The 23,622-nt window shown below is 69.3% G+C and carries 17 protein-coding genes and 1 tRNA gene; 12 read left to right on the forward strand and 6 right to left on the reverse strand.

The annotated features are described in order from the left end of the window. Positions 1-22: 22 nt before the first annotated feature. Complete coding sequence (locus tag B0I29_RS15625) at positions 23-538, reverse strand: hypothetical protein (RefSeq protein WP_111649717.1); 516 nt, start codon at positions 536-538, stop codon at positions 23-25. 282 nt (positions 539-820) lie between these two features. Between B0I29_RS15625 and B0I29_RS15630 the strand changes: the two genes are divergently transcribed. From B0I29_RS15630 to rlmB, 5 genes are all read left to right on the forward strand, one after another. Then, on the forward strand, positions 821-3,745 hold the full coding sequence (locus B0I29_RS15630; protein ID WP_245972544.1) for an AfsR/SARP family transcriptional regulator: 2,925 nt from the start codon (positions 821-823) through the stop codon (positions 3,743-3,745). Between the two features lie 4 nt (positions 3,746-3,749). After that, positions 3,750-5,147, forward strand: coding sequence for a class II fumarate hydratase (locus B0I29_RS15635; protein ID WP_111649719.1), 1,398 nt, complete (start codon positions 3,750-3,752; stop codon positions 5,145-5,147). Positions 5,148-5,225: 78 nt separating this feature from the next. Further along, a complete protein-coding gene (locus B0I29_RS15640; protein ID WP_111649720.1) occupies positions 5,226-6,878 on the forward strand; it encodes a S8 family serine peptidase in 1,653 nt (550 codons plus the stop codon). Between the two features lie 80 nt (positions 6,879-6,958). Beyond that, positions 6,959-8,368 carry a cysteine--tRNA ligase gene (cysS, locus tag B0I29_RS15645; protein WP_111649721.1) on the forward strand — a complete coding sequence of 470 codons (1,410 nt, stop codon included), beginning with the start codon at positions 6,959-6,961 and terminating at the stop codon, positions 8,366-8,368. Further along, positions 8,368-9,492: a 23S rRNA (guanosine(2251)-2'-O)-methyltransferase RlmB gene (gene rlmB, locus B0I29_RS15650; protein ID WP_111649722.1), complete on the forward strand. Its 1,125-nt coding sequence runs from the start codon at positions 8,368-8,370 to the stop codon at positions 9,490-9,492. Before cysS ends, rlmB begins: the two co-directional genes overlap by 1 nt. Positions 9,493-9,495: 3 nt before the next feature. Here the strand turns inward: rlmB and B0I29_RS15655 are convergent, their stop codons facing one another. Continuing rightward, a complete protein-coding gene (locus B0I29_RS15655) occupies positions 9,496-10,593 on the reverse strand; it encodes an outer membrane protein assembly factor BamB family protein (RefSeq protein WP_111649723.1) in 1,098 nt (365 codons plus the stop codon). Between the two features lie 87 nt (positions 10,594-10,680). Between B0I29_RS15655 and B0I29_RS15660 the strand changes: the two genes are divergently transcribed. Both B0I29_RS15660 and B0I29_RS15665 read left to right on the forward strand, forming a co-directional pair. Further along, complete coding sequence (locus tag B0I29_RS15660; RefSeq protein WP_111649724.1) at positions 10,681-11,136, forward strand: hypothetical protein; 456 nt, start codon at positions 10,681-10,683, stop codon at positions 11,134-11,136. Then, positions 11,129-13,576 carry an Hsp70 family protein gene (locus B0I29_RS15665; RefSeq protein ID WP_146616798.1) on the forward strand — a complete coding sequence of 816 codons (2,448 nt, stop codon included), beginning with the start codon at positions 11,129-11,131 and terminating at the stop codon, positions 13,574-13,576. Before B0I29_RS15660 ends, B0I29_RS15665 begins: the two co-directional genes overlap by 8 nt. Positions 13,577-13,722: 146 nt before the next feature. On the opposite strand, the gene B0I29_RS15670 is transcribed toward B0I29_RS15665, so the two are convergent. Further along, positions 13,723-13,796 (reverse strand) — tRNA-Thr (locus B0I29_RS15670). 139 nt (positions 13,797-13,935) lie between these two features. Here B0I29_RS15670 and B0I29_RS15675 point away from each other — a divergent pair. Both B0I29_RS15675 and B0I29_RS15680 read left to right on the forward strand, forming a co-directional pair. Continuing rightward, positions 13,936-15,024 carry an ABC transporter ATP-binding protein gene (locus tag B0I29_RS15675; RefSeq protein WP_111649726.1) on the forward strand — a complete coding sequence of 363 codons (1,089 nt, stop codon included), beginning with the start codon at positions 13,936-13,938 and terminating at the stop codon, positions 15,022-15,024. Between the two features lie 175 nt (positions 15,025-15,199). Further along, positions 15,200-15,661 carry a GNAT family N-acetyltransferase gene (locus B0I29_RS15680; RefSeq protein WP_111649727.1) on the forward strand — a complete coding sequence of 154 codons (462 nt, stop codon included), beginning with the start codon at positions 15,200-15,202 and terminating at the stop codon, positions 15,659-15,661. Positions 15,662-16,009: 348 nt separating this feature from the next. Here the strand turns inward: B0I29_RS15680 and B0I29_RS15685 are convergent, their stop codons facing one another. Further along, a complete protein-coding gene (locus B0I29_RS15685) occupies positions 16,010-16,492 on the reverse strand; it encodes an MSMEG_6728 family protein (RefSeq protein ID WP_111649728.1) in 483 nt (160 codons plus the stop codon). 96 nt (positions 16,493-16,588) lie between these two features. Between B0I29_RS15685 and B0I29_RS15690 the strand changes: the two genes are divergently transcribed. Then, a complete protein-coding gene (locus tag B0I29_RS15690; protein WP_111649729.1) occupies positions 16,589-18,085 on the forward strand; it encodes an outer membrane protein assembly factor BamB family protein in 1,497 nt (498 codons plus the stop codon). A gap of 68 nt (positions 18,086-18,153) precedes the next feature. On the opposite strand, the gene B0I29_RS15695 is transcribed toward B0I29_RS15690, so the two are convergent. Next, positions 18,154-18,966 carry a hypothetical protein gene (locus tag B0I29_RS15695; protein ID WP_146616799.1) on the reverse strand — a complete coding sequence of 271 codons (813 nt, stop codon included), beginning with the start codon at positions 18,964-18,966 and terminating at the stop codon, positions 18,154-18,156. Positions 18,967-19,103: 137 nt separating this feature from the next. Between B0I29_RS15695 and B0I29_RS15700 the strand changes: the two genes are divergently transcribed. Further along, the gene (locus B0I29_RS15700; RefSeq protein ID WP_111649731.1) at positions 19,104-20,831 is read left to right on the forward strand and encodes an NAD-binding protein; all 1,728 of its coding nucleotides are present in this window, start codon (positions 19,104-19,106) and stop codon (positions 20,829-20,831) included. Between the two features lie 51 nt (positions 20,832-20,882). Here B0I29_RS15700 and B0I29_RS15705 read toward each other — a convergent pair whose 3' ends face one another. Then, positions 20,883-22,118 (reverse strand): DUF4032 domain-containing protein, encoded by a 1,236-nt coding sequence (locus tag B0I29_RS15705; RefSeq protein ID WP_111649732.1) that lies wholly within the window; start codon positions 22,116-22,118, stop codon positions 20,883-20,885. An 89-nt stretch (positions 22,119-22,207) separates the two neighbouring features. Here B0I29_RS15705 and B0I29_RS15710 point away from each other — a divergent pair, with 89 nt between their 5' ends. Next, positions 22,208-23,614, forward strand: a complete 1,407-nt coding sequence (locus B0I29_RS15710) for a trypsin-like serine peptidase (RefSeq protein WP_111649733.1) — start codon at positions 22,208-22,210, stop codon at positions 23,612-23,614. Positions 23,615-23,622: the final 8 nt, after the last annotated feature.

Here is a 23,622-nt window from a genome sequence, read left to right on the forward strand (position 1 = left end):
CCGCGGGGGCCCTTCGACCAGCTCAGCGGCAGTAACCCGCGACCGGGCTCAGCCACTCGGCGAGCTGGGCCTTCAGGGTCTTGTCCAGGTCCTTGGTGGTCTTGATCTTTTCGATGTAGTTGCGGTCCTTCGCGCTTTTCTCGATCTTGGTGGCCGACGTGACGCCGGCTTCCTTGAGCTCGGGGTTCTCCGCGCCGGCCGTTTCCTTGCGGATCTGGGTGCCGACCGATTTCAGCTCGGCGGCGGCTGATTTCTCGGCCTTCTCCGCCTCGTCGGTCTGCTTCGCCTCCTTGTGGGCGATCATCTTGCCGAGCTCGGTGCCGAAGTCGCCCAGGGCGGCGCTGAACACCTCGTCGAGGCGGCCGCAGACCTTCTCGGTGTTCGCCGAGTAGTCCGGTTTCGGCACGGTGGTGGCCGGTGTGGCCGAAGCGGTGACGGCGGCCGGTGCCGCGATCTCGCTGGTGTTCGCATCGCTCTCACAGGCGGCGCCGGTCAGCATGACGCCACCGGCGAGCGCGGCCAGGATGGCGCGTCGCATCAGGGGGATCCTCTTCGTCGCGGGTCGGGGAACCCAGCCGACGGTACGTTCCGTTCGCTACCGCGTCCAACCGAGAGTGATCATCAAGATACGAACAGCCCGTCCGTGGGATACCCACGGACGGGCCGCACACCCCCGTTGGACGTCAGGGCCGCCCCGCCGCATGAGGGGCGCCCAGGCGGCGGGACGGCGCTGAGGACAGCCTGCCCGGGGCCGCTCTCGTTTCGCTGTCGATCCGCTCCTGCCTGCTCGGATAGGCTTCCATCACGGCATGGGGGGCGGGTGACTACATTGCGCTACGGCATCCTAGGGCCACTCTCCGTCACCGTCGACGAGCAGAAGGTGGCAATTACGGCAGGGCGTGACCGCGTCGTGCTCGCGATGCTGCTGCTGCGACCCGGCCGGATCGTCGGCCCGGGTGAGCTCATCGAGGCGGTCTGGGGCGCCGACCCGCCGGCCACCGCGCGCGGCCAGCTGCAGACCTGCGTCTCACGGTTGCGCCGGGTGCTGCCGGCCGGCGTCATCCTCAGCGACCCGGCGGGGTACGGAATCCGGCCCGGCGAGGACGAGCTGGATGCCACGGTCTTCCTGCGCCTGGTCGAGCAGGCGAGAGCCGCGGAGGATCCGGGGGCCGCGCGGCGGGCGTACAAGAAAGCTCTTGATCTTTGGAAGGGTGACGCCTGCGCGGAGATCGACGCGCCCGCGGTCCGCGCGGCGGCGGCCTCGCTGGACGAGCGTCGCGCGATGGCGGTGGAGGACTGGGCCGGCCTGGAGCTGGCCGCCGGGCAGGCCCGGGAGCTGCTCGGTGAGCTGGCCGGATGGGTCGAGCGGTTCCCGCTGCGGGAGCGGCTGCGCGGGCAGCTGATGACCGCGTTGGATCAGGCCGGGCGCAAGGCCGACGCGCTCGCCGAGTTCCGCCGGACGCGCGATGTCCTCCGCGAGGAGCTGGGCATCGAACCCGGCCATGAGCTGCAGGAACTGCACCGGAGCATCCTGGCCGGCACCGCGCGGAAAGCGGTCCGCTGCCTGCCCCGCACGGTCGGTGACTTCACCGGCCGGACCGCGCTGGTCGACCGGCTCCTCGCGCAGACCGAGACGGACGACCCGGCCGTGCTCGTCATCGACGGGATGGCCGGCAGCGGCAAGACCACTCTGGCGTTGCACCTCGCGACGGCGGCCGGCGAGCGGTTCCCGGACGCGCACCTCTACGTCGACCTGCGCGGTTACAGCGAGCAGCCGCCGGTCGAACCGGCCGCCGCGCTGATCGTGCTGCTCCGCCAGCTCGGCCTGGCGCCCGCCGACATCCCGCTCGACCCGGTGGACCGGATCGGGCTCTGGCGCACCGAGATGGCCCGCCGCAAGGTGCTGGTAGTGCTGGACAACGCCGCCGGGAGTTCACAGGTCACCGACCTGCTCCCGTCCTCGCCCGGCAGCCTCACCCTGGTCACCACCCGGCGCCGGCTGGCCGGGCTGGACGGCGCCCGGGTCGAGTCGCTACCGCTGCTCGAATCCGGCGAGGCGGTGGCGCTGCTGCAACGGATCGCCGGTGACCGGGTGGCCGCCGAGCCCAAGGCGGCGGCCGAGGTGGTCCGGCGCTGCGGTGGCCTGCCCCTGGCGGTACGCCTGGCCGGCGCACGCCTGGTGCACCGGCCGCGCTGGCGGGTGGCCGACCTGCTGCTGCGGATGGGCGGGACCGCTCTGCCCGAGCTGGCCGCCGAGGACCGGACCGTGACCGGCGCTTTCTCGCTCACCTACCGCCAGCTGCCGGAGCTGCCGCGCGACGTGTTCCGCCTGCTCGGGATCCATCCCGGTGCGAGCTTCGACGCGCTCGCGGTCGCGGCCCTCGCCGGGATCTCCGAAGACGCGGCGGCCGGCGTGCTCGACGACCTGGTCGACGTGCACCTGGTGGACGAACCGGAACCGGGGCTGTTTAGGCTGCACGACCTGCTGCGGCAGTACGCCGGTGCGCTCGCCGGCGAGCTGCCGGCCGAGGAACGGCTGACCGCCCTGAACGGTGCGCTGGACTTCCAGCTGAACGCCCTCATCGCGGCCGCCTCGCCCGGCCACCGTGGCGTGCTGCTCGGCGACATCGGTGACCGCAAGCCCGAGCGGCCGGACCTGATGGACGCGCTCGGGGATCCGGGTGTCCGGCTCGAGCGGCAACGGCCCAACCTGGCCGCGTTCGTCGAGGCGGCCGCAGCCGCCGGGCTGCACGATTACACCTGGCAGATCGTCCGGGCCTCCTGGCCGGGGCTTTTCGTGCGCGCCTACATGGACGACGTCCGGGACCTGCATCTGCTGGCGATGGAGAAGATCGAGCATTCCGGTGACCGATTCGCGATCGCCGTCACCGCGAACTATCTGGCCTCGGTGTACGCCCGGGCCGGCGAGCACGAGAAGGCCGAGCGGTACCTGCTGCAGTCCGCGCGGGTGCTCCAGGACCTCAACAAGGCCAGCAACGTGTACGCCAACCTGGGGATGATCTACCGGCAGCAGGGCCGGTTCGCCGAGAGCGTCGAGGCGGTGCGGACCTGTTTCCGTCTCGCCACGCTGAGCAGGGGCTGGGCTGGCAAGGCCGTGTCGGCGTTCGCCGTCATCGCCGCCTCGCTGCACCGGCTGGGCCGGACCGGCGAGGCGCTGCATTACACCCATCTCCGGCTGATGTACGGCATCGAGACGAAGGATCGCGGCTCGATCGCGGGTTCGCTGCTGGCCGCGGGACGGTTCAAGTACGCGATGGGCACGATCGGAGTGGAACGGGCGCTGTACTACGTCACCGTGGCGATGCGCCTCGCCGAGCAGGCCGGGTTCCGGGCGGTTCTCGCCGACGCCAACAACGACCGGGCCCGATTGCTGCGTGACTCCGGGCGGTGTGCCGAGGCGGTGGCCGCGCATCAGCGAGCCCTGGACTTCGTGGTGGAGGCCCGGGACGCCCTGCACGAGTCGGAGTTCCGCAACGATTACGCGGACACCCTGCGGCTGTGCGGCGATGTCACGGCCGCCCGTGCCATGTACGGACACGCGCTCCGGATCGCCACGGCAGCGCGTCTCCCGTACCCGATGGCCCACGCACAGGCCGGGCTGGCCGCTTGCCTGGACCACGACGATCCGGAAGCCGTCAGGCTCCGGGCGAACGCATGTGAGCTTTTCAACCAGATGGGGATCACCACGATCGACGGCAGCGGCCGAATCGTCGAGAGAGGATGAAACCGTGACGACTGACGAGAGTGGCTTCCGGATCGAACGCGACACCATGGGCGAGGTCAAGGTTCCGGCGGACGCGCTGTGGCGGGCGCAGACGCAGCGCGCGGTGGAGAACTTCCCGATCTCTGGGCGTGGGCTGGAACCGGCGCACATCCGGGCGCTGGCCCGGATCAAGGGCGCCGCGGCGCGGGCCAACACGAGCCTCGGGGTGCTGGAGAAAGACCTCGCCGACGCGATCGCGGCCGCCGCGGCGCAGGTCGTCGCGGGTGGTTACGACGATCAGTTCCCGGTCGACGTCTTCCAGACCGGCTCGGGCACCTCGTCGAACATGAACGCCAACGAGGTGATCGCGACGCTCGCATCGCGCGACCTGGGCAGCGCGGTGCACCCGAACGACCATGTCAACGCGTCGCAGTCCAGCAACGACGTCTTCCCGTCGTCGATCCACCTGGCGGCGACCGAGGCGGTCAGCGCCGATCTGATCCCTGCTCTTCGTTTTCTGGAGGAGGCGCTTCGGGGAAAGGCGGCTGCTTGGGCAGATGTGGTCAAGAGCGGTCGCACCCACCTCATGGACGCCACGCCGGTCACCCTCGGCCAGGAATTCAACGGGTACGCGCAACAGGTCGCCAACGGCGTCGAGCGGCTCACCGCCACCCTGCCGAGGCTCGGTGAACTGCCGCTCGGCGGCACCGCTGTCGGCACCGGGGTGAACACGCCGCCCGGTTTCGCGCCCACGGTGATCGAGCTGCTCCGCGAGGAGACCGGTCTGCCGCTGACCGAGGCACGCGACCACTTCGAGGCGCAGGGTGCCCGGGACGCGCTGGTCGAGGCGTCCGGCCAGCTGCGCGTGGTGGCCGTCGGCCTCTACAAGATCGCCAACGACATCCGCTGGATGGGCTCCGGCCCCCGGGCCGGCCTGCGTGAGCTGCGCCTGCCCGACCTGCAGCCCGGCTCGTCGATCATGCCGGGCAAGGTGAACCCGGTGGTGCCCGAGGCGGTACGCCAGGTCTGTGCGCAGGTGATCGGCAACGACGCGACGGTGGCCTTTTCCGGGACACAGGGCGACTTCGAGCTCAACGTGATGCTGCCGGTGATGGCCCGCAACCTGCTCGAATCGATCCGCCTGCTGGCCGCGGTCTCCCGCCAGTTCGCCGACCGGTGCGTCACGGGCCTGGAGGCGAACGTGGAGGTGGCCCGGGCGTACGCGGAAGGCTCGCCCTCGATCGTCACCCCGCTCAATCGGTACCTGGGGTACGACGAGGCCGCCGCGATCGCGAAGCAGGCGCTCGCCACCGAGCGGACCATCCGCGAGGTCGTGATCGAACGCGGTCACGTGGTTTCGGGAAAGCTCACTGAGCAGCAGTTGGACGACGCTCTTGATGTGCTCCGTATGACCCGTCCGTAAATTGACTGACGTTCATCTTGTGTTGAGCGATGTTTCTCGATCTGATTCGTCCTAGTCCAAACACTAGGAGCGAATTCCATGAGAAGACGCGTCATCACGGGGGCGGTCGTTACAGCGACCGGTCTGGCTTTCTTGACCGTCGTACCTGGTTCGGCCGTTGCCGAGCCAGGTAACGCGGTCGATTACACCGTCGTGGCCGCCGACGGCGCCTCGGCCGCGGAGGCCTCGGCCGCCATCAAGGCCGCCGGCGGCACGATCGTGACCGGCAACGACTCGGTCGGCGTCTATCGGGTTACCTCGAAAGACACGAAATTCACTGCGAAAGCCATCAAGTCGGGTGCGCTGATCGGTGCTTCCGAGCGCCGGGCAATCGGCCAGGCGCCGAATGGTCTGGAAAAGGTGGAGAAGACCGGGCATTCCGGAAAGGGTTCCTCGGCCAAGGGCCCGAAGCTGGACCCGCTGGACGACAAGCTCTGGGGTCTCAAGCAGATCCGTGCCGACAAGGCTCGCAAGATCGAGTCCGGCGAGCGGGGCGTGACCGTCGGCATCCTGGACACCGGTCTGGACGCGTCCAACCCGGACTTGGCGCCGCACTTCAGCACCAAGCTCTCCCGCAACTTCGCGCCGGACATCACCGACATCGACGGTCCGTGTGAGGTCGCGAGCTGCCTCGACCCGGTCGGCACCGACGACGGCGGGCACGGCACCCACGTGGCCGGCACGGTCGGCGCCGCGGCGAACGGCACCGGCATCTCCGGTGTCGCCCCGGACGTCACGCTGGTCGAGCTCAAGGCCGGCCAGGACTCCGGCTACTTCTTCCTCGACCCGGTGGTCAACGGCCTCACCCACGCCGCTGACGTCGGCATCGACGTGGTCAACATGTCGTTCTACGTCGACCCGTGGCTCTACAACTGCACGTCCAACCCGGCGGACAGCGCCGAGGACCAGGCGGAGCAGCGGGCCATCATCGCCGGCATGAAGCGGGCGCTGAACTACGCGCACCGCAAGGGTGTCACCCTGGTCGGCGCGCTCGGCAACAACCACGAGGACCTCGGCAAGCCGCGGACCGACATCTCCAGCCCGGACTACGGCGCCGACCCGTACGAGCGTCCGATCGACAACAGCTCCTGCTGGGACCTGCCGGTCGAAGGCCCGCACGTCATCGGCGTCTCGTCGGTGGGCCCGTCGGGCAAGAAGGCCGACTTCAGCAACTACGGTCTTGAGCAGATCTCGGTCGCTGCCCCGGGTGGTTACGCCCGTGACGGCTTCGGCACCCCGACCTACAACACCCCGGGCAACCGGATCCTCTCCAGCTACCCGCTCAACGTGCTGATCGAGGAAGAGCTGGTGGACGCGGCCGGCAACATCCTGCCCGCCGGTGAGGGCCTGGTCTTCAAGGACTGCACGAAGGCCGGCAAGTGCGGGTACTACACGTACCTGCAGGGCACCTCGATGGCGTCGCCGCACGCCGCCGGTGTCGCCGCGCTGATCGTCAGCCGTTACGGCAAGACCGACTGGCGTCGTGGTGGCATCACCCTCGACCCGAACGTGGTCGAGAAGCAGCTCTACAAGTCGGCGGCCGAGCAGGCCTGCCCGACCCCGCGCCTGGTGAGCTACGCGAACGAGGGCCGCCCGGCCGAGTTCGACGCGCTCTGCGAGGGCAGCAAGCAGTTCAACGGGTTCTACGGATACGGCATCGTCGACGCCTATGCGGCGGTCGGCGGACGCTGATCCTCATCTGTTGATCTTTGGAAGGCCGCCCCGCTGAGGTGGGGCGGCCTTCTGCTATTTAGTGCCGGTACCCTTGTACGGTGACGCTGCGCTTGTATGACACCGCGACCCGATCGGTCCGGGATTTCGTCCCGATGACCCCCGGTCAGGCGGGGATCTACCTGTGTGGTCTCACCGTGCAGTCTTCACCACACATCGGGCATCTCCGGTCCGCCGTCAACTACGACGTCCTGCGCCGCTGGCTGTTGCACACCGGCTTCGAGGTGACCTTCGTCCGCAACGTGACGGACGTCGATGACAAGATCCTGCAGAAATCGCAGGAGCAGAAACGTCCGTTCTGGGCCATCGCCTTCGAGAACCGTCTGCTGCTGGACCGTGACTACCGCTCGCTGAACGTTCTGCCGCCGACCTACGAGCCGCTGGCGACCGGGCACATCACCGAGATGCACGCCTTGATCCAGTCGCTGATCTCCAGCGGTAATGCGTACGCCGCCGAGGGCGGTGACGTGTATTTCGATGTGTCGTCGTTCCCGGAGTACGGCGCTTTGTCCGGCCAGAAGCCGTCCGACATGCGCTCTGCCGGTGACGCTCCCGACCGCCACAAGAAGGACGCGCGAGACTTCGCGCTCTGGAAAGGCGTCAAGGAGACCGAACCCGATGACGCCACCTGGCCCTCGCCCTGGGGCAGGGGCCGGCCCGGCTGGCACATCGAGTGCTCCGCGATGGCCCGGCGTTACCTGGGTGACGAGTTCGACATCCACGGTGGCGGCCTCGACCTGACCTTCCCGCACCACGAGAACGAGATCGCCCAGTCCAAGGCGGCCGGCCTCGGTTTCGCCCGTTACTGGGTGCACCACGCGCTGCTCAACCTCGGCGAGTCCAAGATGAGCAAATCGCTGGGTAACGTGATCGACCTGGACTCGCTGGTCGAGTCCGGCATCCGCCCGGTCGAGGTGCGCTACTACCTGGCCTCCCCGCACTACCGCTCCCGGATCGACTACTCCGAGGAGGCGCTGCGCGAGGCCGCCGTGGCGTACCGCCGGATCGAGGGGTTCGTGCAGCGCTCCGTCGAGGTGGTCGGCCCCGGCCGGCCCAAGACGGTGCCGCCCGCGTTCGCCGACGCGATGCACGACGACCTGAACACCTCGGCCGCGCTCGCCGTCGTGCACGACACGATCCGTGAGGGCAACACCGCGCTCGCCGCCGGCGACGAGGCCGGGATCCGGGGCGCGCTCACCGCGGTCCGGGCCATGCTGGGTGTGCTCGGGATCGACCCGCTCGACCCCGCGTGGGACAACAGCGGCGAGAACGGCAACGACCTGAAGCCGGTGGTCGACGGACTCGTCGCCCTGGCACTGGAACAGCGGGCTCAGGCCCGCGCACGGAAAGACTGGGCTGCCGCCGACTCGGTGCGGGACCAGCTCAAGAACGCGGGTATTCAGGTGGAGGACACTCCGACCGGGCCGCGCTGGACGGTAGGAGAGCACTGATGCCAGGAAATACTCACAACGCGAGCAAGCGCTCCACTTCCAAGAAGGGCGCCGCCATGGGCTCCGGCGGCAAGAACCGCGGGAGCCTCAAGGGCCGGGGCAAGACCCTGCCCGCCGACGAGCGCCCGTGGCACAAGGGTTACTCGGGCACCGAGAAGCTGCCCGAGAAGACCGCCCGCAAGCAGGACAAAGAGCGCCGCGCCGCGGCAGCCGAGGGCCGGGCGCCCAAGATCGGCGCGCCGGGCACCAAGGACACCACCTGGGGCCGGGGCGGTGGCCGTGGCACGAGCATGACCCGGGCCACCGCCGCTGCTCGTGGCGGCCGGGCCTCCGGTCCGCGCGGTCCCCGGGTCGCACCGGGCCGCAAGTCCAACCCCACCAAGGAAGGCCCCGAGCTGCTGCTCGGCCGCAACCCGGTGGTCGAGGCGCTGCGTGCGCTGGTGCCGGCGACCGCGCTCTACGTGGCGGTGGGCATCGACATCGACGACCGGATCACCGAGATCGTCCGGACCTCCGGCGACCGGGGCATCCCGATCCTGGAGATCAGCCGCAACGAGCTCGACCGGATGACCGGTGGCGTGCTGCACCAGGGCGTCGGCCTTCAGGTGCCGCCTTTCGCGTACGAGGACTTCGACGACCTCGTCGCGGCGTCGCTGGAGCAGACCGCCCCGCTGCTGGTCGCGCTCGACGGCATCACCGACCCGCGCAACCTCGGCGCCGTGATCCGCTCGGTCGCCGCGTTCGGTGGGCACGGCGTGTTCATGACCGAGCGGCGTGCGGCCGGGATCACCGCGACGGCGTGGCGTACCAGCGCCGGCGCGGCGGCCCGTGTGCCGGTCTCCCAGGTGGTGAACCTGACCCGTGCCATCAAGGCGGCGCAGAAGGCCGGGTTCATCGCGATCGGGCTGGACGCGGACGGTGAGACCGACCTGTACCAGCTCGAGGCGGCGGTCGGCCCGCTGCTCGTGGTGGTGGGCTCGGAGGGCCGTGGGCTGTCCCGCCTGGTCGGCGAGACCTGTGACCTGCGGGTCGGCATCCCGATGGCCTCCGACGTGGAGTCCTTGAACGCCAGCGTGGCGGCCGCGGTGACCCTCGCCGAGGTCAGCCGTCGCCGGCGGGCCTGAGGGCTAGAAATACGCGCGCAGGCGGTCGCCGTCCGTGAGGAACAGGCGGCCGCCCGCGACAGCCGGCGGGTAATGCTGGTCGCTCGGCATCCCGCCCTTCATCGCCCTGCCGGTCACCGCGTCGACGATCGACAGCGGTGAGTCGATTCCGGACGGGCTGAACAGCAGGGCGCCCGCGCGTACCGGCTGGCCCGCCGCGTCCGGCAGGTGCACCGACCAGAGCTTGCGGCCGGTCCCCGCGTCGAGGCAGAGCACGCTGCGATAACGCGGCAGGTAAACCCGCTTGTCGTCGGCGGTCACGCCCGGCGACGGTACGTCGGACTTCCAGATCGTCGAGCCGTTCGCCGCGTTCACCGCGGCCAGGGCGCCGCCGGTGCCGCTGACGTAGAACCTGGTGCCGGCCGGGTCGCTGCCTACGGCGTACCAATTCTGTGTGGTCTGCCAGACGGTTCCGCCGGTCTTGATGTCCACGGCCCGGGCGCCGCTCTCGTTGGTGCGCAGCAGCAGCCGTCCGCCGGAGGAGAGCAGGCCGTCGCCCCGGGTCCCGGTGAGCCGCCACAGCCGGCCGCCGTCGCCGAGCCGGTAACCCGTGGTGCTGAGCGTGTAGTCCGGCCGGGTGTCGACCACTGCCACACCCCGATCCACCACCATGTCCTGCGCCGGCCCGCCGATCGGGACCTCCCACAGCCGGGTTCCGGTCGTGGCGGAGAAGGCGGTCAGGAAGCTGCCCTGGCCGTCGCAGGTGTAGGTGAGCGTGACGATCTTGCCGTCGGCGATCGCCATCCGGGTGATCCCGCGGCGGACCAGCTTGGTGAACCAGCGCCGGGCGCCGGTCGCCGGGTCGAAAGCGGCGAAGCCTCCCGCCGCGCTGGAATAGACGTTGCCGCCCGCGATCAGCGGCTCCCGGCCGATTTCACACTCCGGTGAGCCGTGGGTCGGGATCTCCCACCGTTTGACGAGCTTCGACGGATCAAGGCCGTTTTCCAGCGGGTTGTAGAAGGTCGCGCCCGGGCCGTACCCGGGCTGAGTCCACTCGGACGGAGGTCCTGAGAGGGGCAGGGTCAGGACCGCGACAAGCGCGGTCACCAGTACGGAACTCATGCAAGATCAACGAGTGGAGCCCTCTTGCAGTGATCGCGCGGTTCCGCTGCGTATCGGACGCTTGCCGTATCGATTACGATCTCTGAGGTGTCGTCACGCCGGCCGTTGCCTGCCAAAGCCCGTGTCCTCGCTCTCGCCGCGGTGCTCGCCGCCGTACTCAGCCTGCTCCTGCCGTTGCTCGGGATCGCGTATCGGAATTTCACCGACATCGTCTACCTCGGTGAGGGCGCCGGAGGGCTGGTGGTCGCCGCTGATCTGGTCGTCACCACGCTGTTCCTGGCCGCTGCCTCGGCCGGCGTGCCCCGGCCGATCCGGGTGCTGACCTGGCCGTTCCTCGTGGTGTCGCTGATGCAGCTCGCGCTGGTCCTGCTCTACAGCTGGGCGGTTCTCACCGACGCCGATCGGCTGTACGGCGCCGGGCTGGCCGCGCTCACCGTCTCCGTGGTGGTGCGGGTGCCGGTCTTCGCCGCGTTGCGACAGTGGTGGCGGTCCGGAGCCGGGGCTGGGATCGACTCGGCGGCCGGCGGTGTGGCCCGTGGCTGACGCTCGGGTACGGCTCGGAATCGATTTCGGCACCACCACGACCGTCGCGATGCTCGCCGGGCGGGACGGGCAGATCCGCCCGCTGCTGTTCGACGCCTCACCGCTCATGCCGTCCGGCGTTTTCGCCGGTCCCGACGGCACGCTGCTGACCGGCGCCGACGCCGCGCGGGCCGCGGTCGCATCACCCGGCGCTTACGAGGCCGCCCCGAAACGTCTGGTCGACGACGACACCGCCTGGCTGGGCGAGCAGGAGTACGCCGTCGCCGACCTGTTCGCCGCCGTCCTGCGACGGGTGCTGGACGAGGCCCGCCGGGCCGCCGGTGGCCCGCCCGACGAGATCGTGCTGACACACCCCGCCGGCTGGGGGCCTGCCCGCCTCGGTGTGCTGACCGAGGCCGCCGGCCGCGCCGGCCTCGGCCCGGTCGTGTTCGTCACCGAACCGGTCGCCGCGGCGGCCTACTTCGTCACCGTCCTCGGTCACCGCTTCGCATCCGGGCAGAGCCTTGTCATCTACGACCTCGGCGCGGGTACGTTCGACGTGAGCGTGGTCCGGTTGACCCCGGCCGGTTCCGCGGTGCCGGCCGGTCGCGGCGGGTCGTCGGCTGGTTCCACCGTGCCCGATGGTTCCGCGGTGCCCGCTGGTTTCACGGTGCTGGCCAGCAGTGGCATCGACGTCGGTGGCCGGGATCTCGACACCACGATCGTCGAGCATGCCCGGGCACACACCGACGCCCAGGAGGCCTGGGGCCGGCTGGACTGGCCGCAGACGGCCGCCGAGCATCAGGCCCGGTACGCGGTCTGGCAGGGCGCACGCGCTGCCAAGGAGCTGCTGTCCAGGCATACGAGCGCCGACCTGCACCTGCCGCTGGTCGGGGTTGATCTGCACGTCACGCGGGACGAGTTCGACGCGGCGGCGCGCCCGCTGCTCGACCGGACCGTCGACCTCACGCTCGCGGTGCTCCGGGAGGCGGGGGTAGCCCCCGAAGCCGTCGCGGGCGTTTTCCTGGTTGGCGGTTCTGGCCGGATCCCGCTCGTCAGCACCCTGCTGCACCGGCGGCTCCGGATCGTCCCGACGGTCATCGACCAGCCCGAGTTGATCGTCGCCGAGGGCAGCCTCCACGCCGACCAGCCAGCAGCCCTCCCATCAGCCCTTCCAGCCGCCGCGCCGGCGCCTACGCCCGTCCCTGCCCCGGCACCCGCGCCCGTCCCTGCGCCCGCCCCGGCATCTGCGCCCGCGCCCGCCCCGGCATCTGCGCCCGCGCCCGCCCCGGCATCTGCGCCTGCGCCCGCCCCTGCGCCCGTGCAGCTTCAAGCCACACCCGTGTCCGTGCCGCTTCAAGCCACGCCTACGGCCGTGCTTCCACCGGCCTGGTCACCCGGCCTCCAGGCCAACCGCGCGGCGGACCAGGACGACGACTGGCAGTCATCGCACACCATCGCTGCGGTCGTGCTGGTTCTGGTCTTCGCGCTGCTCGCCATCGTCGCGCTCGGCAAAGGCGACGACTTCATTGAGCCTCGGAACACACCAGCCGATCCGACTCTCAGCGCCGCCGCCGTGCTGACCGGTTTCACCGACGTGGTCGAGTGCGTCCGCTTCAGCCCCGACGGCCGCTACGTGGCCGGAGCCGCCGACGACGGAACCGTACGGGTGTGGGAGACCGCAACCAGCCGGGAGCTGCCCACGTTGCGGGGCCACGAGGGCAAGGTGATCGACCTTGAATTCACGTCCGACAGTCGCGGGCTGGTTTCCGGCGGCTTGGACAACACCGTTCGCCTCTGGGATGTCGAGACCGGCCGTCAGTCCGGCAAGCTCACCGGCGCGGCAGCCTCCGCGCCGTACCCTCCGCTGCTCGCGCTCATCGACGGCGGCTCGACCGTGGCCGTGGCAAGCGCCGGCGGTGACGTACGGCTGCGTGATCTCGGCGGAGGATCGGACCGCGGGCTGCTCGACTCGGCGCCGAACACCGCCGTCTTCGGCGTGGCGCTCAGCGGCGACGGCAAGTCCCTCGCGGCCGGCCGGGGCGAACAGGACGTCGTGGTGTGGGACCTGGCCAGCCGGAAACCAACGGCCACCCTGAAAGGCCACACCGACACGGTGTACGAGGTGATGTTCCACCCCGCCGACGACGACCTGCTGGCGAGCGCAAGCAAGGACGGCACCGTCCGCCTCTGGCAGATCAGCACCGGCACCCAGCTGCGAACCTTCAAGACCAGCGGCGAGATCACCACAAACCTGGCATTCTCCCCCGACGGCAAATTCCTGGCCTCCGGCGACACGGGCGGCAACGTCCGCCTATGGAACACCGAAACCGGCCGCCTACTAGACGAGCTGACCGGCCAAGACATCATCGCCAGCGTAGACATCAACCCCACCGGCACCCTGCTAGCAATCGGCGGCGTCAGACGAACCCTAGAACTCTGGCGCATCGAGAACCGCTGACCCGCTCCGTGCGTACCCAAGGGGGGCGCAACCACCCACAGAGCGCAACCAACAGTCAACGTGGGGGGTTCGGGGGGCTCGGCCCCCCGGCAAGCGAAGCGAGCCGACCCACCTGCGCTCTCCGCAGGTAGACTCCGGCCTCGGCGAGCCCCCGGTCGGGATCGAACCGACGACCTCCCGTTTACAAGACGGGTGCTCTAGCCATCTGAGCTACAGGGGCGTATCAGGCCTCAGCATAACGTCCGGTGATTTGGCTGCCATCTTGGCATGACGGTGAAAAACAATTACGTTTGCCAGGCAGTTCCTTCTACTCGGATCGTCCGGCACGTTCCTGCCGGTGGAAAGGAAGTCGATTCACCATGGCTACCGTCACTTACGACAAGGCCTCCCGGATCTACCCGGGCTCTGAGCGTCCCGCCGTCAACGAGCTGAACCTCGAGATCGGCGACGGTGAGTTCCTCGTTCTGGTCGGCCCTTCCGGCTGTGGCAAGTCCACCAGCCTGCGCATGCTCGCCGGCCTTGAGGATGTCGACCGCGGTCGCATCCTGATCAACGACAAGGACGTCACGAACCTCCCGCCGAAGTCCCGTGACATCGCGATGGTGTTCCAGAACTACGCGCTGTACCCGCACATGACGGTGTACGAGAACATGGCCTTCGCCCTGAAGCTGCGCAAGACTCCGAAGTCGGAGATCGACCGCGCGGTCAAGGAAGCCGCCGCGCTGCTCCAGCTGGAGGAATACCTTTCGCGTAAGCCGAAGGCGCTCTCCGGTGGTCAGCGTCAGCGTGTCGCGATGGGCCGCGCGATCGTGCGTCAGCCGCAGGTCTTCCTCATGGACGAGCCGCTGTCGAACCTCGACGCCAAGCTCCGCGTCCAGACCCGTTCGCAGATCGCCTCGCTGCAGGCGAAGCTCGGTGTCACCACCGTTTACGTGACCCACGACCAGGTCGAGGCCATGACGATGGGCCACCGGGTCGCCGTCATGCTCGACGGTGTCCTCCAGCAGGTCGACACCCCGCGGGCGCTTTACGACACCCCCGGCAACGTCTTCGTCGCCGGCTTCATGGGCTCCCCGGCCATGAACATCAAGACGGTCCCGCTCACCGAGTCGGGCGCGACGTTCGGTGCGCTGAACCTCCCGCTGACCCGCGAGCAGGTCGCCGCCGCCCAGCAGGGTGGCGACGGCAAGGTCACCGTCGGTTTCCGCCCGGAGGCCGCTGAGGTGGTCACCGAGTCGACCGGCGCTCTCCCGATCGTCGTCGACCTGGTCGAGGACCTCGGTTCGGACGCCAACGTCTACGGCCACTCCGAGGTCGGCGGCGCTTCCGAGCGCTTCGTCGTCCGCACCGAGCGTCGTTACATGCCGAGCATGGGCGAGACGGTCTACATCAAGCCGAACCCCAGCGCCCTGCACGTCTTCAACGCCGGCTCCGGCCAGCGCATCTGAAACTGAAAACCAGGCGTGGCCTCTCCATTCGGGGAGGTCACGCTTTTTTTGGGTACGCCCGACCACAAGCCCAGTCATTTTCCGCCCCTGACGGCCCCGGCCCGGCGCGTCCCGCCGCCGGCCCCGGCGCGGGTTTCGCTCAGTTCACCCATCGGCGGATGGCTATCGTGGCGCAATGCGTATCGAACGAGTAACCGCGGCCTCCGAGGTCCACCGCGCGGCCGACCTCTTCGACACGCCCCCGCTGGAGGAGGCCACCACCCGCTTCCTGTCCGACGCGAACCACCACCTCCTCCTGGCGTACGACGAGCAGAACCGCCCGGTCGGCATGATCAGCGGCGTGGAGACCACCCACCCGGACAAGGGCACCGAGATGCTGGTCTACGAGCTGGGCGTGGCCCCGGTGGCCCGCCTGCAGGGGGTGGGAAGCGCCCTGGTCGAGTCCCTCGCCAAGATCGCCCGCGAGAACGGCTGTTACGGCATGTGGGTAGCCACCGAGTCCGACAACAAGGCAGCCCTGGCCACGTACCGCCGAGCCGGAGCCTGCGAGGAAATGACCTTCACCCTCCTGAGCTGGGACCTGAGCGAGCCAACCCCAGAAATCCCCCCAACGGACGCCCGCAACCAACCCAGCTGACCATCCGAAATCCGGCAGGCAGCGGAAGCCCGGGCCTAGATCGCTTTCGGCCCTTTCGCCCGCCCTCTCGTGGCAATCTTGGTCCCCGAACCACATCCCGCGGGGGCCCGAAGCCCAAGATCCCGCAGCCCAGAGCGTGCGTGTCGACTTCGGGTTCGCTACGCGCCCTAAATCAACACGCACGTCGCGAACCGCCTGCCTGTGTCGATTCCGGGTTCGCTACGCGCCTCAACTCGACACGCTGGGAGTGCCCCGCCGGTGCGTGTCGAGTTTGGGGGCGTAGCGAACCCGAAGTCGACACGATTGGCGGGGTCGCGATCTCGGGCTTCGCGGGTGGGTGTTGTTCTCTCAGCTTTGTGGGGTTTTGGCGCGGGCTGGTGGGGGCCAGATGTAGGGGAGGTCGTCGGGTAGGTCGGGGCCGAACAGGGGGCGGTAGTGGGTTGGGTCCTTGCGTAGGAGGGCTGAGCGGTGGCTTTTGTGCAAGGGCTCGTCGCCCAGCCAGGGTGGCATCTCGCCGGCTGCGGAGAGTTCGGCCGCTGTGCGGATCGTGGTGATGCCGGTTGCGGCTCGGAGGTCGGTCAGGAGGGTTGCGGCGCAGGTGTCGGCTCGGCCGGTGGCCGTCCAGGCCGCGCAGATGTCCAGGCCGTAGCGGACCAGGGCCTCCTCGTATCCCTGCCACATTTTGACGGCCGGGTGGTGGCGCCAGCCGTAGCCGGGCTGGATCAGGCCTCGGAGGACCTGGATGGTTTCGACCCGTTGTTTGCCCAGCCGCTTCGGGTCGAGGGTCTGCGCGCTGCCCGTGAAGTCCGGGTATGGCAGGAAGGTCTGCACATCACGATCGTCTCCAGGTCGCGCGGCGGCAAACCTGCTACCTGGGGATCGGTAGCATGACGGGCCGACAACGGTCGTGGATGAAGGGGTGGCGTAATGGCGTCTCCGGGGGAGAAGGACGGGTACGCCGAGCCGGTCGACCCCTGGGCGACGGCAGAGGCCGCCGCGGTCGCGGCCGGACATCAGCTGCCCCATCAGATGAGCCCGGAAGATGACGCCACCTGGACGATCGCGGGGACGCCGCCGATGCCGGCGACTCGTGAGGAACCGGTCGTCAAGGCGTACCGGAAGCGGGTTTTGATCTTGGTGGTGGCCGGCGCCGTGGCGCTTGGCGTGACCGCCGCGGTGGTTTTCTGGCCGGGTGTCCGGGCGCTGGATTTTCACCCGGTGGAGGAGATCGCCCGGTTTGATCCGGCGGTGGCGATCAGCTCGGCCTGGTCGGACGCCGAGGTGATCGGGGATCGGGCCTATTTCGCCAGCTCGGATGCGGACGGGCGGCTCGGTGTGGTCGCGGTCGACACGGATAGCCGGGAGGTCGTCTGGAGCAATCCGGCGGCCGGTGTCTCGACGCTCTGGGATCGGATGATCGCGCTGCCCACCGGGCTGGTGGTCTTCTCGCATCTTGAATCCGGCACCGGCAAGGCGCAGATGCGGGTGCTCGGCGCCGACGACGGCAAGGTCCTGTGGAACCGGCCGCTCGGCGGTTCGGACGTCGTGCACATCGGTGCGGACACGATGGTGCTGGTCGACCGGGTGGAGTCGCGGCTGCTCGGGCTCGATCTGGCGAGCGGGAAGGTCCGGTGGGAGGAGAAAGATCCGGACTCGACGACAGTCGTCACGGTCACCACTCCGGCGGACCTGGCGGGGCCGGCGGGTTCGGCGGGACGGCCGTTCTCGCCGAATGTGTCGGACGACGACCGGTTCGTGCAGATCAACAGTGATCGGTCGGTCAGCGTGCGGGACATCCGCACCGGAAAGATCGCCAAGGCCCGGCCCAGTGTCGCCTCCACCTCCGACGAAGTGGTCGCCCATGATGGACGGTTGTTCGTGCAGGAGTCCGGAAACGCTCAGCGGATCTTCGCCTATGACCTGGAGACGCTCGGTGAGCCGGCGACCCTGCACACCGCCGCGCCGGCGGCTTCGATGAGCGATCTGACCCCGTGCGGTGAGGCGCGGCTCTGTTTCGTCGAGACGGCCGGTTACAGCCATGACAAGGACCAGGTGGTGGCCGTCGACGCGGTCAAGGGCGGCGAGGTCTGGCGTCGTGACGTGCCCGACGTCGATTCACTTACCCCGGTCGGCGGGTCGTTGCTGGTGGTGACGGACGAGTCGAGCACGTTCCTGGATGTCGGTGGTGATCCGATGTGGACCGTGCCGGGTGTCGCGGTACGCCTTGACGCCGGCAACGTCCTCCGGTTTTCCGACAGTTTGACGACGTCGGTGAGCAGCCGTTCGCTGTCCGGGGTTCACGTGGGCGACGAGGCTGCCGAGATGGGGCTGCTGCGGGATGTGCGGCCGGGCGCTTGCGCGTGGAACACGACGGTTCTCGCCTGCGTGCGGGAGACCGATTTCGCACTGTTCTCGTTTGCTTGAGGGAAAAGCTGCGCGAGAGCGCGCGCTGCTGGACGCTGGCAGCGCGCGCTCTCGCTGGGATCAAAGAATCAGTTGAGGCCCTCGGTGGGCTCTTCGAGCAGACGCGGGTCGTCGATCTTGTCCCGCCCGGCGACGCTGGGAGAGGCTGCGACGCTGGGAGAGGCTGCGACGCTGGGGGAAGCGGCAACGCTGGACGAAGGCGCGACCGCCGGAGCCTCAGAAGGCGCGAGCGACGGCTCGGAAGAAGGCGCGACAGAAGACGGAGACGACGGCACTGCCCGGCCGGACTGGAGCTGAACCGGCGACCCGCCGAGCGGCAACCCGGCCACATCATTGCCGAGATCATCAAGGCGCCGCTGGACACCACCGACCACCGGCAGCTCAGCCGGCTTGCGAGCCGCCTCCGGCTTCGGGGCGCCATTGGTGCCGACCCCGTCCGGCCCGAGCGCGGTGAAACTCTGCGTCCCACCGCTGACCAGCGTCTCGAACGGCAGGTTGGAGAACGCCGCGTCCTTGGCGTCCAGGGCGGCCGGCCCCGGGTTGGGCAGCCTGCCGAGCGCTCCGCGGGTCCGGCTCGCCGTCTTGCCGCCTGCGGCGGCAGCGACGCCGGACGGAAGGGTCCCGCCCACCACGTCGGCTGCGGGCAGGAGAGGCGCGGGCTTCTTTCCAGTGCGACCAGCTTCGGTACGCCCGAAGCCCCCCGCCGAATAATTGATCAGCGGCTGTCCACTGAGCGGGTCCGAGGCGAGCGGAGCGAACTCCCGCAAGTCACCGGTCTCCTGCAGGGCCGCGGACAGCGGACTCTCGTCTGCCAGGGCAGGCGCTGCCCCGAAGAGCAGGATCCCACCGGCGATCGCTCCGGCACACCACAACTTCCGCACTGATCATCTCCAAGCCGCTTCGGTCGATGGGCCGATGCAATACCCATCGGGCTAATACCCACCAAGTCGGACGAATGGTTCGGATGGGGCAACGAGCGGCCCCGGCCGGGGGTTCCGGCTGACTACGATCTGCGAACGTGAGTGTTCTACCGGCAAACCAGCCCGAGTCCGATGAGGACAACCGTCTCCACCTGGTGCTCTGCGGTGCGGATGCCCTGGTCTACACGCTGGCCGAGGAGCTGGCGAACTCACGGGACCGGATCCGGATCACAGTGATCACTCCCCATCGGGTACGCGCGGACGTACCCGATCTGGCCGGACTGGCCGACCGCGGCGTCGAGTGGCAGAAAGCCGATCGCCTGGACGAGAAGGCGTTCGAGGAAGCCGGACTGGCCGGTGCCACGGCGCTTGCCCTGGTCATGCCGGACGACATGACCAACCTGCACGCCGCGCTCTGTGCCCGCGAGGTCGAGGCGACTCTGCGGGTGGTGGTCCGGATGTCGAGCCGTGGCCTGTCCAAGAGCGTCGACCGGCTCTTCCCGGACTGCGCGGTGCTCTCCGACGCCGAGATGGCGGCGCCGGCCTTCGTCGCGGCGGCGCTCGGCGAGGTCGCGCCGACCCATTTCCGGCGGGCCAACCGGACGCTGTACGTCGCACAGCGGGCCGACGTCCCGGCCCGGCGTACCGTCCTGACCTTGACCGTCACCGACGCGGACGGTGATGTGAGCGTGCTACCGGCCGAGCCGTCCGCCGCCGAGATGCTGCCGACCGACCTGGTGCTGGCCGAGGCGGTCGGCCGCCCGCCCGGCGAGGACGTGACCCGGCGGCTGCTGTCCCGGGCCGGTCGCCGGCCGCGGCGGATACTCACGTTCGCACGGGCGGTACGCGCCGCGCTGAGCCGGAAACTGGGCATCGCCGTCATGATCACGATCGGCACCACGCTTGTCGCCGGCGCGGTCCTGAACGGGTACGACAACAATCCGCACAACCTCTGGGAACAGATCTACATCACCCTGCTGACCGCGGTCGGCTCGTCCGATGTGGAAGAGGGGCGCAACGCGATCGCCCAGGCCGCCCAGCTCGTACTGACCATCGCCGGCCTCGCGCTGATCCCGCTGATCACGGCGGCCGTGGTGGACGGCATGGTCAACGCGCGTCTGGCGCTGACGCAGGGCCGTCTCACCAGCGAGCTGGCCGACCACGTGGTGCTGGTCGGGCTCGGCACTGTCGGCACCCAGGTGATGCGCCAGTTGCACGACCTCGGCGTACGCGTGGTCGCGATCGACCGGAACCCGAACGCACCGGGCGTGAAGCCGGCCCGGCAACGAGGCATCCCGGTGATCACCGGCGACGCGGCGTCCGAGGAGACGCTGCGGGCCGCCTCGATCGACACCTGTCAGGCGCTGGTGGTGCTCTCCACCAACGACCCGGTAAACCTGGAAGCGGCCCTGCGCGCCCGCAGCAACCACGAGGACCTGCGGGTGGTGCTGCGGCTCTTCGACGACGACTTCGCCCAGCGGATGGAGTCCGCGTTCCAGATCAACACGTCGCGCAGCGTGTCCCGGCTCTGCGCGCCGGTCTTCGCGGCCGCGCTGCTGGAACGCGACGTGCACACCACCATCCCGGTCGACCGGCACGCCGTGCTGGTCGCCACGGTCACCGTCGCGGCCGGGTCGCTGCTGGACGGCGCGCCGCTGGAACACGCCGAGCACCCGGGCGAGTCACGGGTGCTCGGGATGTCGGCGAACGGCGGCGAGTGGGTCGACTGGGTGCCGGACCGCCGCCGGGTGCTGGCCGAGGGCGACCGGATCCTGGTGGTCGCCCGCCGGGCCGGACTCCGAGGCCTGGTCGAGCTCGCGACCTGACGAAAGCGAGCTGGCGACCTGACAAAAGCCGAGCTGGCAACCCGACAAAACCTAACGAAGACCGGCTTCCACTTCCACAGCGCTCAGATCGTCCGCGTCCACACCCAGCACGGCCTGCTCGTCCGGCTTGTTGACCAGGACCTCGGTCAGGTACGACCCGACGGCCGGACCCATCCCGACGTCCCGGCCGGCCCGCTCGGAGAGCAGCCACTTGTGCTGGATGATCTGCGAGAAGATCTCCTGCGGCTCCAGTTTCTGGCGCAGGTTCGCCGGGACGGCGCGGACCACCGGCTCGAAGACCTCGGTGAGCCAGCGATGGGCGGCCTGCTGCTCGTCGGTGAGGTGGCTCTCCGCCCGGTACGTATCCAGGTCGTTGAGCAGCTGCCGGGCCTGGTTCTCCTCGGCGTCGAGTCCGGTGAGCCGCATGAGCCGGCGGGTGTGGTACCCGGCGTCGACCACCTTGGGCCGCACCCGGTAACCGCCATCCATCGTGGACATAGACACCTCGGCGACGTCGAAGCCCATCTCGTTGAGACGGCGGATCCGGCGCTCGATGTGGTGCCGGGCGTCCTTCGCCACTTCCTGCTCGTACGTGACCTCGTGCCACAGCCGTTCGTAGCGGGCCACGATGTCGTCGACCACGGACATCGGGTCGATCGACTCGTGCAGCAGCTCGGCGGCCTGCAGGTCGAGGCACTCGCCGAAGATGTTCAGCCGCAGGATCTCGATGTCCTCGCTGCGCTGGCCCTCGGAGAGCTTCGGGTACAGGTTGCCGGTCTCGGCGTCCACCAGGTACGCCGCGAAGGAGCCCGCGTCCCGCCGGAACAGCGTGTTCGACAGCGAGCAGTCACCCCAGGAGAAGCCGGTCAGGTGCATCCGGACGATCAGGGCGGCGAGCGCGTCCAGCAGGCGGTTCATCGTCTCCGGCCGCAGCACCCGGGAGAACAGGGCGCGGTACGGCAGTGAGAACTGCAGGTGCCGGGTGACCAGCACGGTCTCGAGAGGTTCGCCCTCCTTGGTCTGCCGGTCGGTCGCGATGGCCACGGCCTGCACCGCGGGGAAGTCGATCCGTTCGAGCGCGCGGAGGAGGTCGTACTCCTTCTCGGCGATCCGCTCGCGGGTCTCCTTCATCGCGTAGACGGTGTCGTTCAGCTTGACGAACCGGACGATGTGCCGCGAAATGCCCTGCGGGAGTGCGACCAGGTGATCTGCGGGCCAATCCTCCAGGGGAATGTGCCACGGCAGGTCCAGGAGCGCGGGGTCGATGAGGGCAGAGGTGATGCGCACCGCACCAGTGTGCCCGTTCGCTCGGCGCGTCGCGTAGGTACGTGGCTCGTTACACAGGTGCGAAACGGCCGACGACGTACGGGAGTGGCATGCGACGCAAGACAGGCATCGTCATCGGCACGTGTGCCGCCTTCGCGCTGGCCGGCACGGCCACTGCGGTAGTGGTCACGCGGGCCGGCGATCGCCCGGTCGGCATCTGGCACGAATCGCCGGCGGTAGCGCGTACCCAAGAAGTGGCAGCGCAAGCGAAGGCACCTGCCGCGACCATCGAGGAATCGGCGCGCGCGGAGCGTGCGACGGCGACACCCAGACCTTCGGAGAGCGCGAGCGTCTCACCGGCCACGCCCTCTGCCGCGGCTCCCTCCGCGACTTCCGTCGCGCCGCCTTCCCCGGGTACGCGCAAACGGCCCATCGAGTCCGCGAAAGCGACAGGTGGACGGGAGCGGATCGGCGAGCTGGTGCCGGTGCGCAGGGTGCTGGAGTACCTGACCGGGCCGAAGGTGGAGAAGTTCCACTACCCCGGCGCGTCGTACGTGAAGGTGCACTTCGACCGGATGGCGATGCTGCCCGGGGATTATCTGACCGTCTCCAACCCCGAGGGCACCGAGAGTTACCGATACGACGCCCCGAAGGATCCGGAGTCCAGCCGCTGGGCCATGTCGATCACCGGGGAGACCGCGGTGGTCCGGATGCACCGGGCGGTCAATCCGCTGGGTCTCGGCGACCTGCTCGGCGATCTCGGGGTGCGGGTGGACCGGGTCGCCAAGGGTTTCGACCGTACCGAGAAGGCCTCCAAACGGCAGAAGGCCGGGCCCGGCCGGGAGGAGTCGGTCTGCGGGGCGGACACCTCCAGCGACGCGGTCTGTTACCAGTCGGCCGACCCGGTGGCCTACACCAAGTCGAAGGCGATCGCCCGGCTCCTGATCAACGGGACCGAGCTCTGCACCGGCTGGCGTGTCGGCCCGCAGAACCGGATGATCACCAACAACCACTGCCTCACGTCGACGACCGAGGCGTACGACACCGAGGTGTGGTTCAACTACCAGTGCGCCAAGTGCGGCGGGTACGACGTCTTCAAGCCCACCAAGGTCTGGGGCGACAAGGTGCTCGCCACCGACAAGACGCTGGATTACACGCTCTTCTCGGTCGACGGGTTCGCGACGGTGGAGAAGTTCGGATACCTCACCTTCGACACCGGCAGGCCGGTGCGGGGGCAGGAGCTCTACGTGCCACAGCACCCGGCCGGCGAACCCACCAAGATCGCCGGGGCCAAGGGGGACAAGGCCAGCAACTGCGCGGTGGAGAACCCGGACTACACCGGCTATACGGCGCATTCCGATATTTCGTACTTCTGTGACACCGCGGGGGGTTCGTCCGGTTCGCCGGTGCTGTCGCGGCGGACCAACAAGGTTGTGGCGCTGCATCACTTCGGTGGGTGCCCCAACTCGGGCGTCCGGGGAGACCTGCTGGCGGCCAGGTTGCGCACGTACCTCTAGTTTTGTTG

The organism is Actinoplanes lutulentus, assembly GCF_003259845.1.
GTDB lineage: Bacteria > Actinomycetota > Actinomycetes > Mycobacteriales > Micromonosporaceae > Actinoplanes > Actinoplanes lutulentus.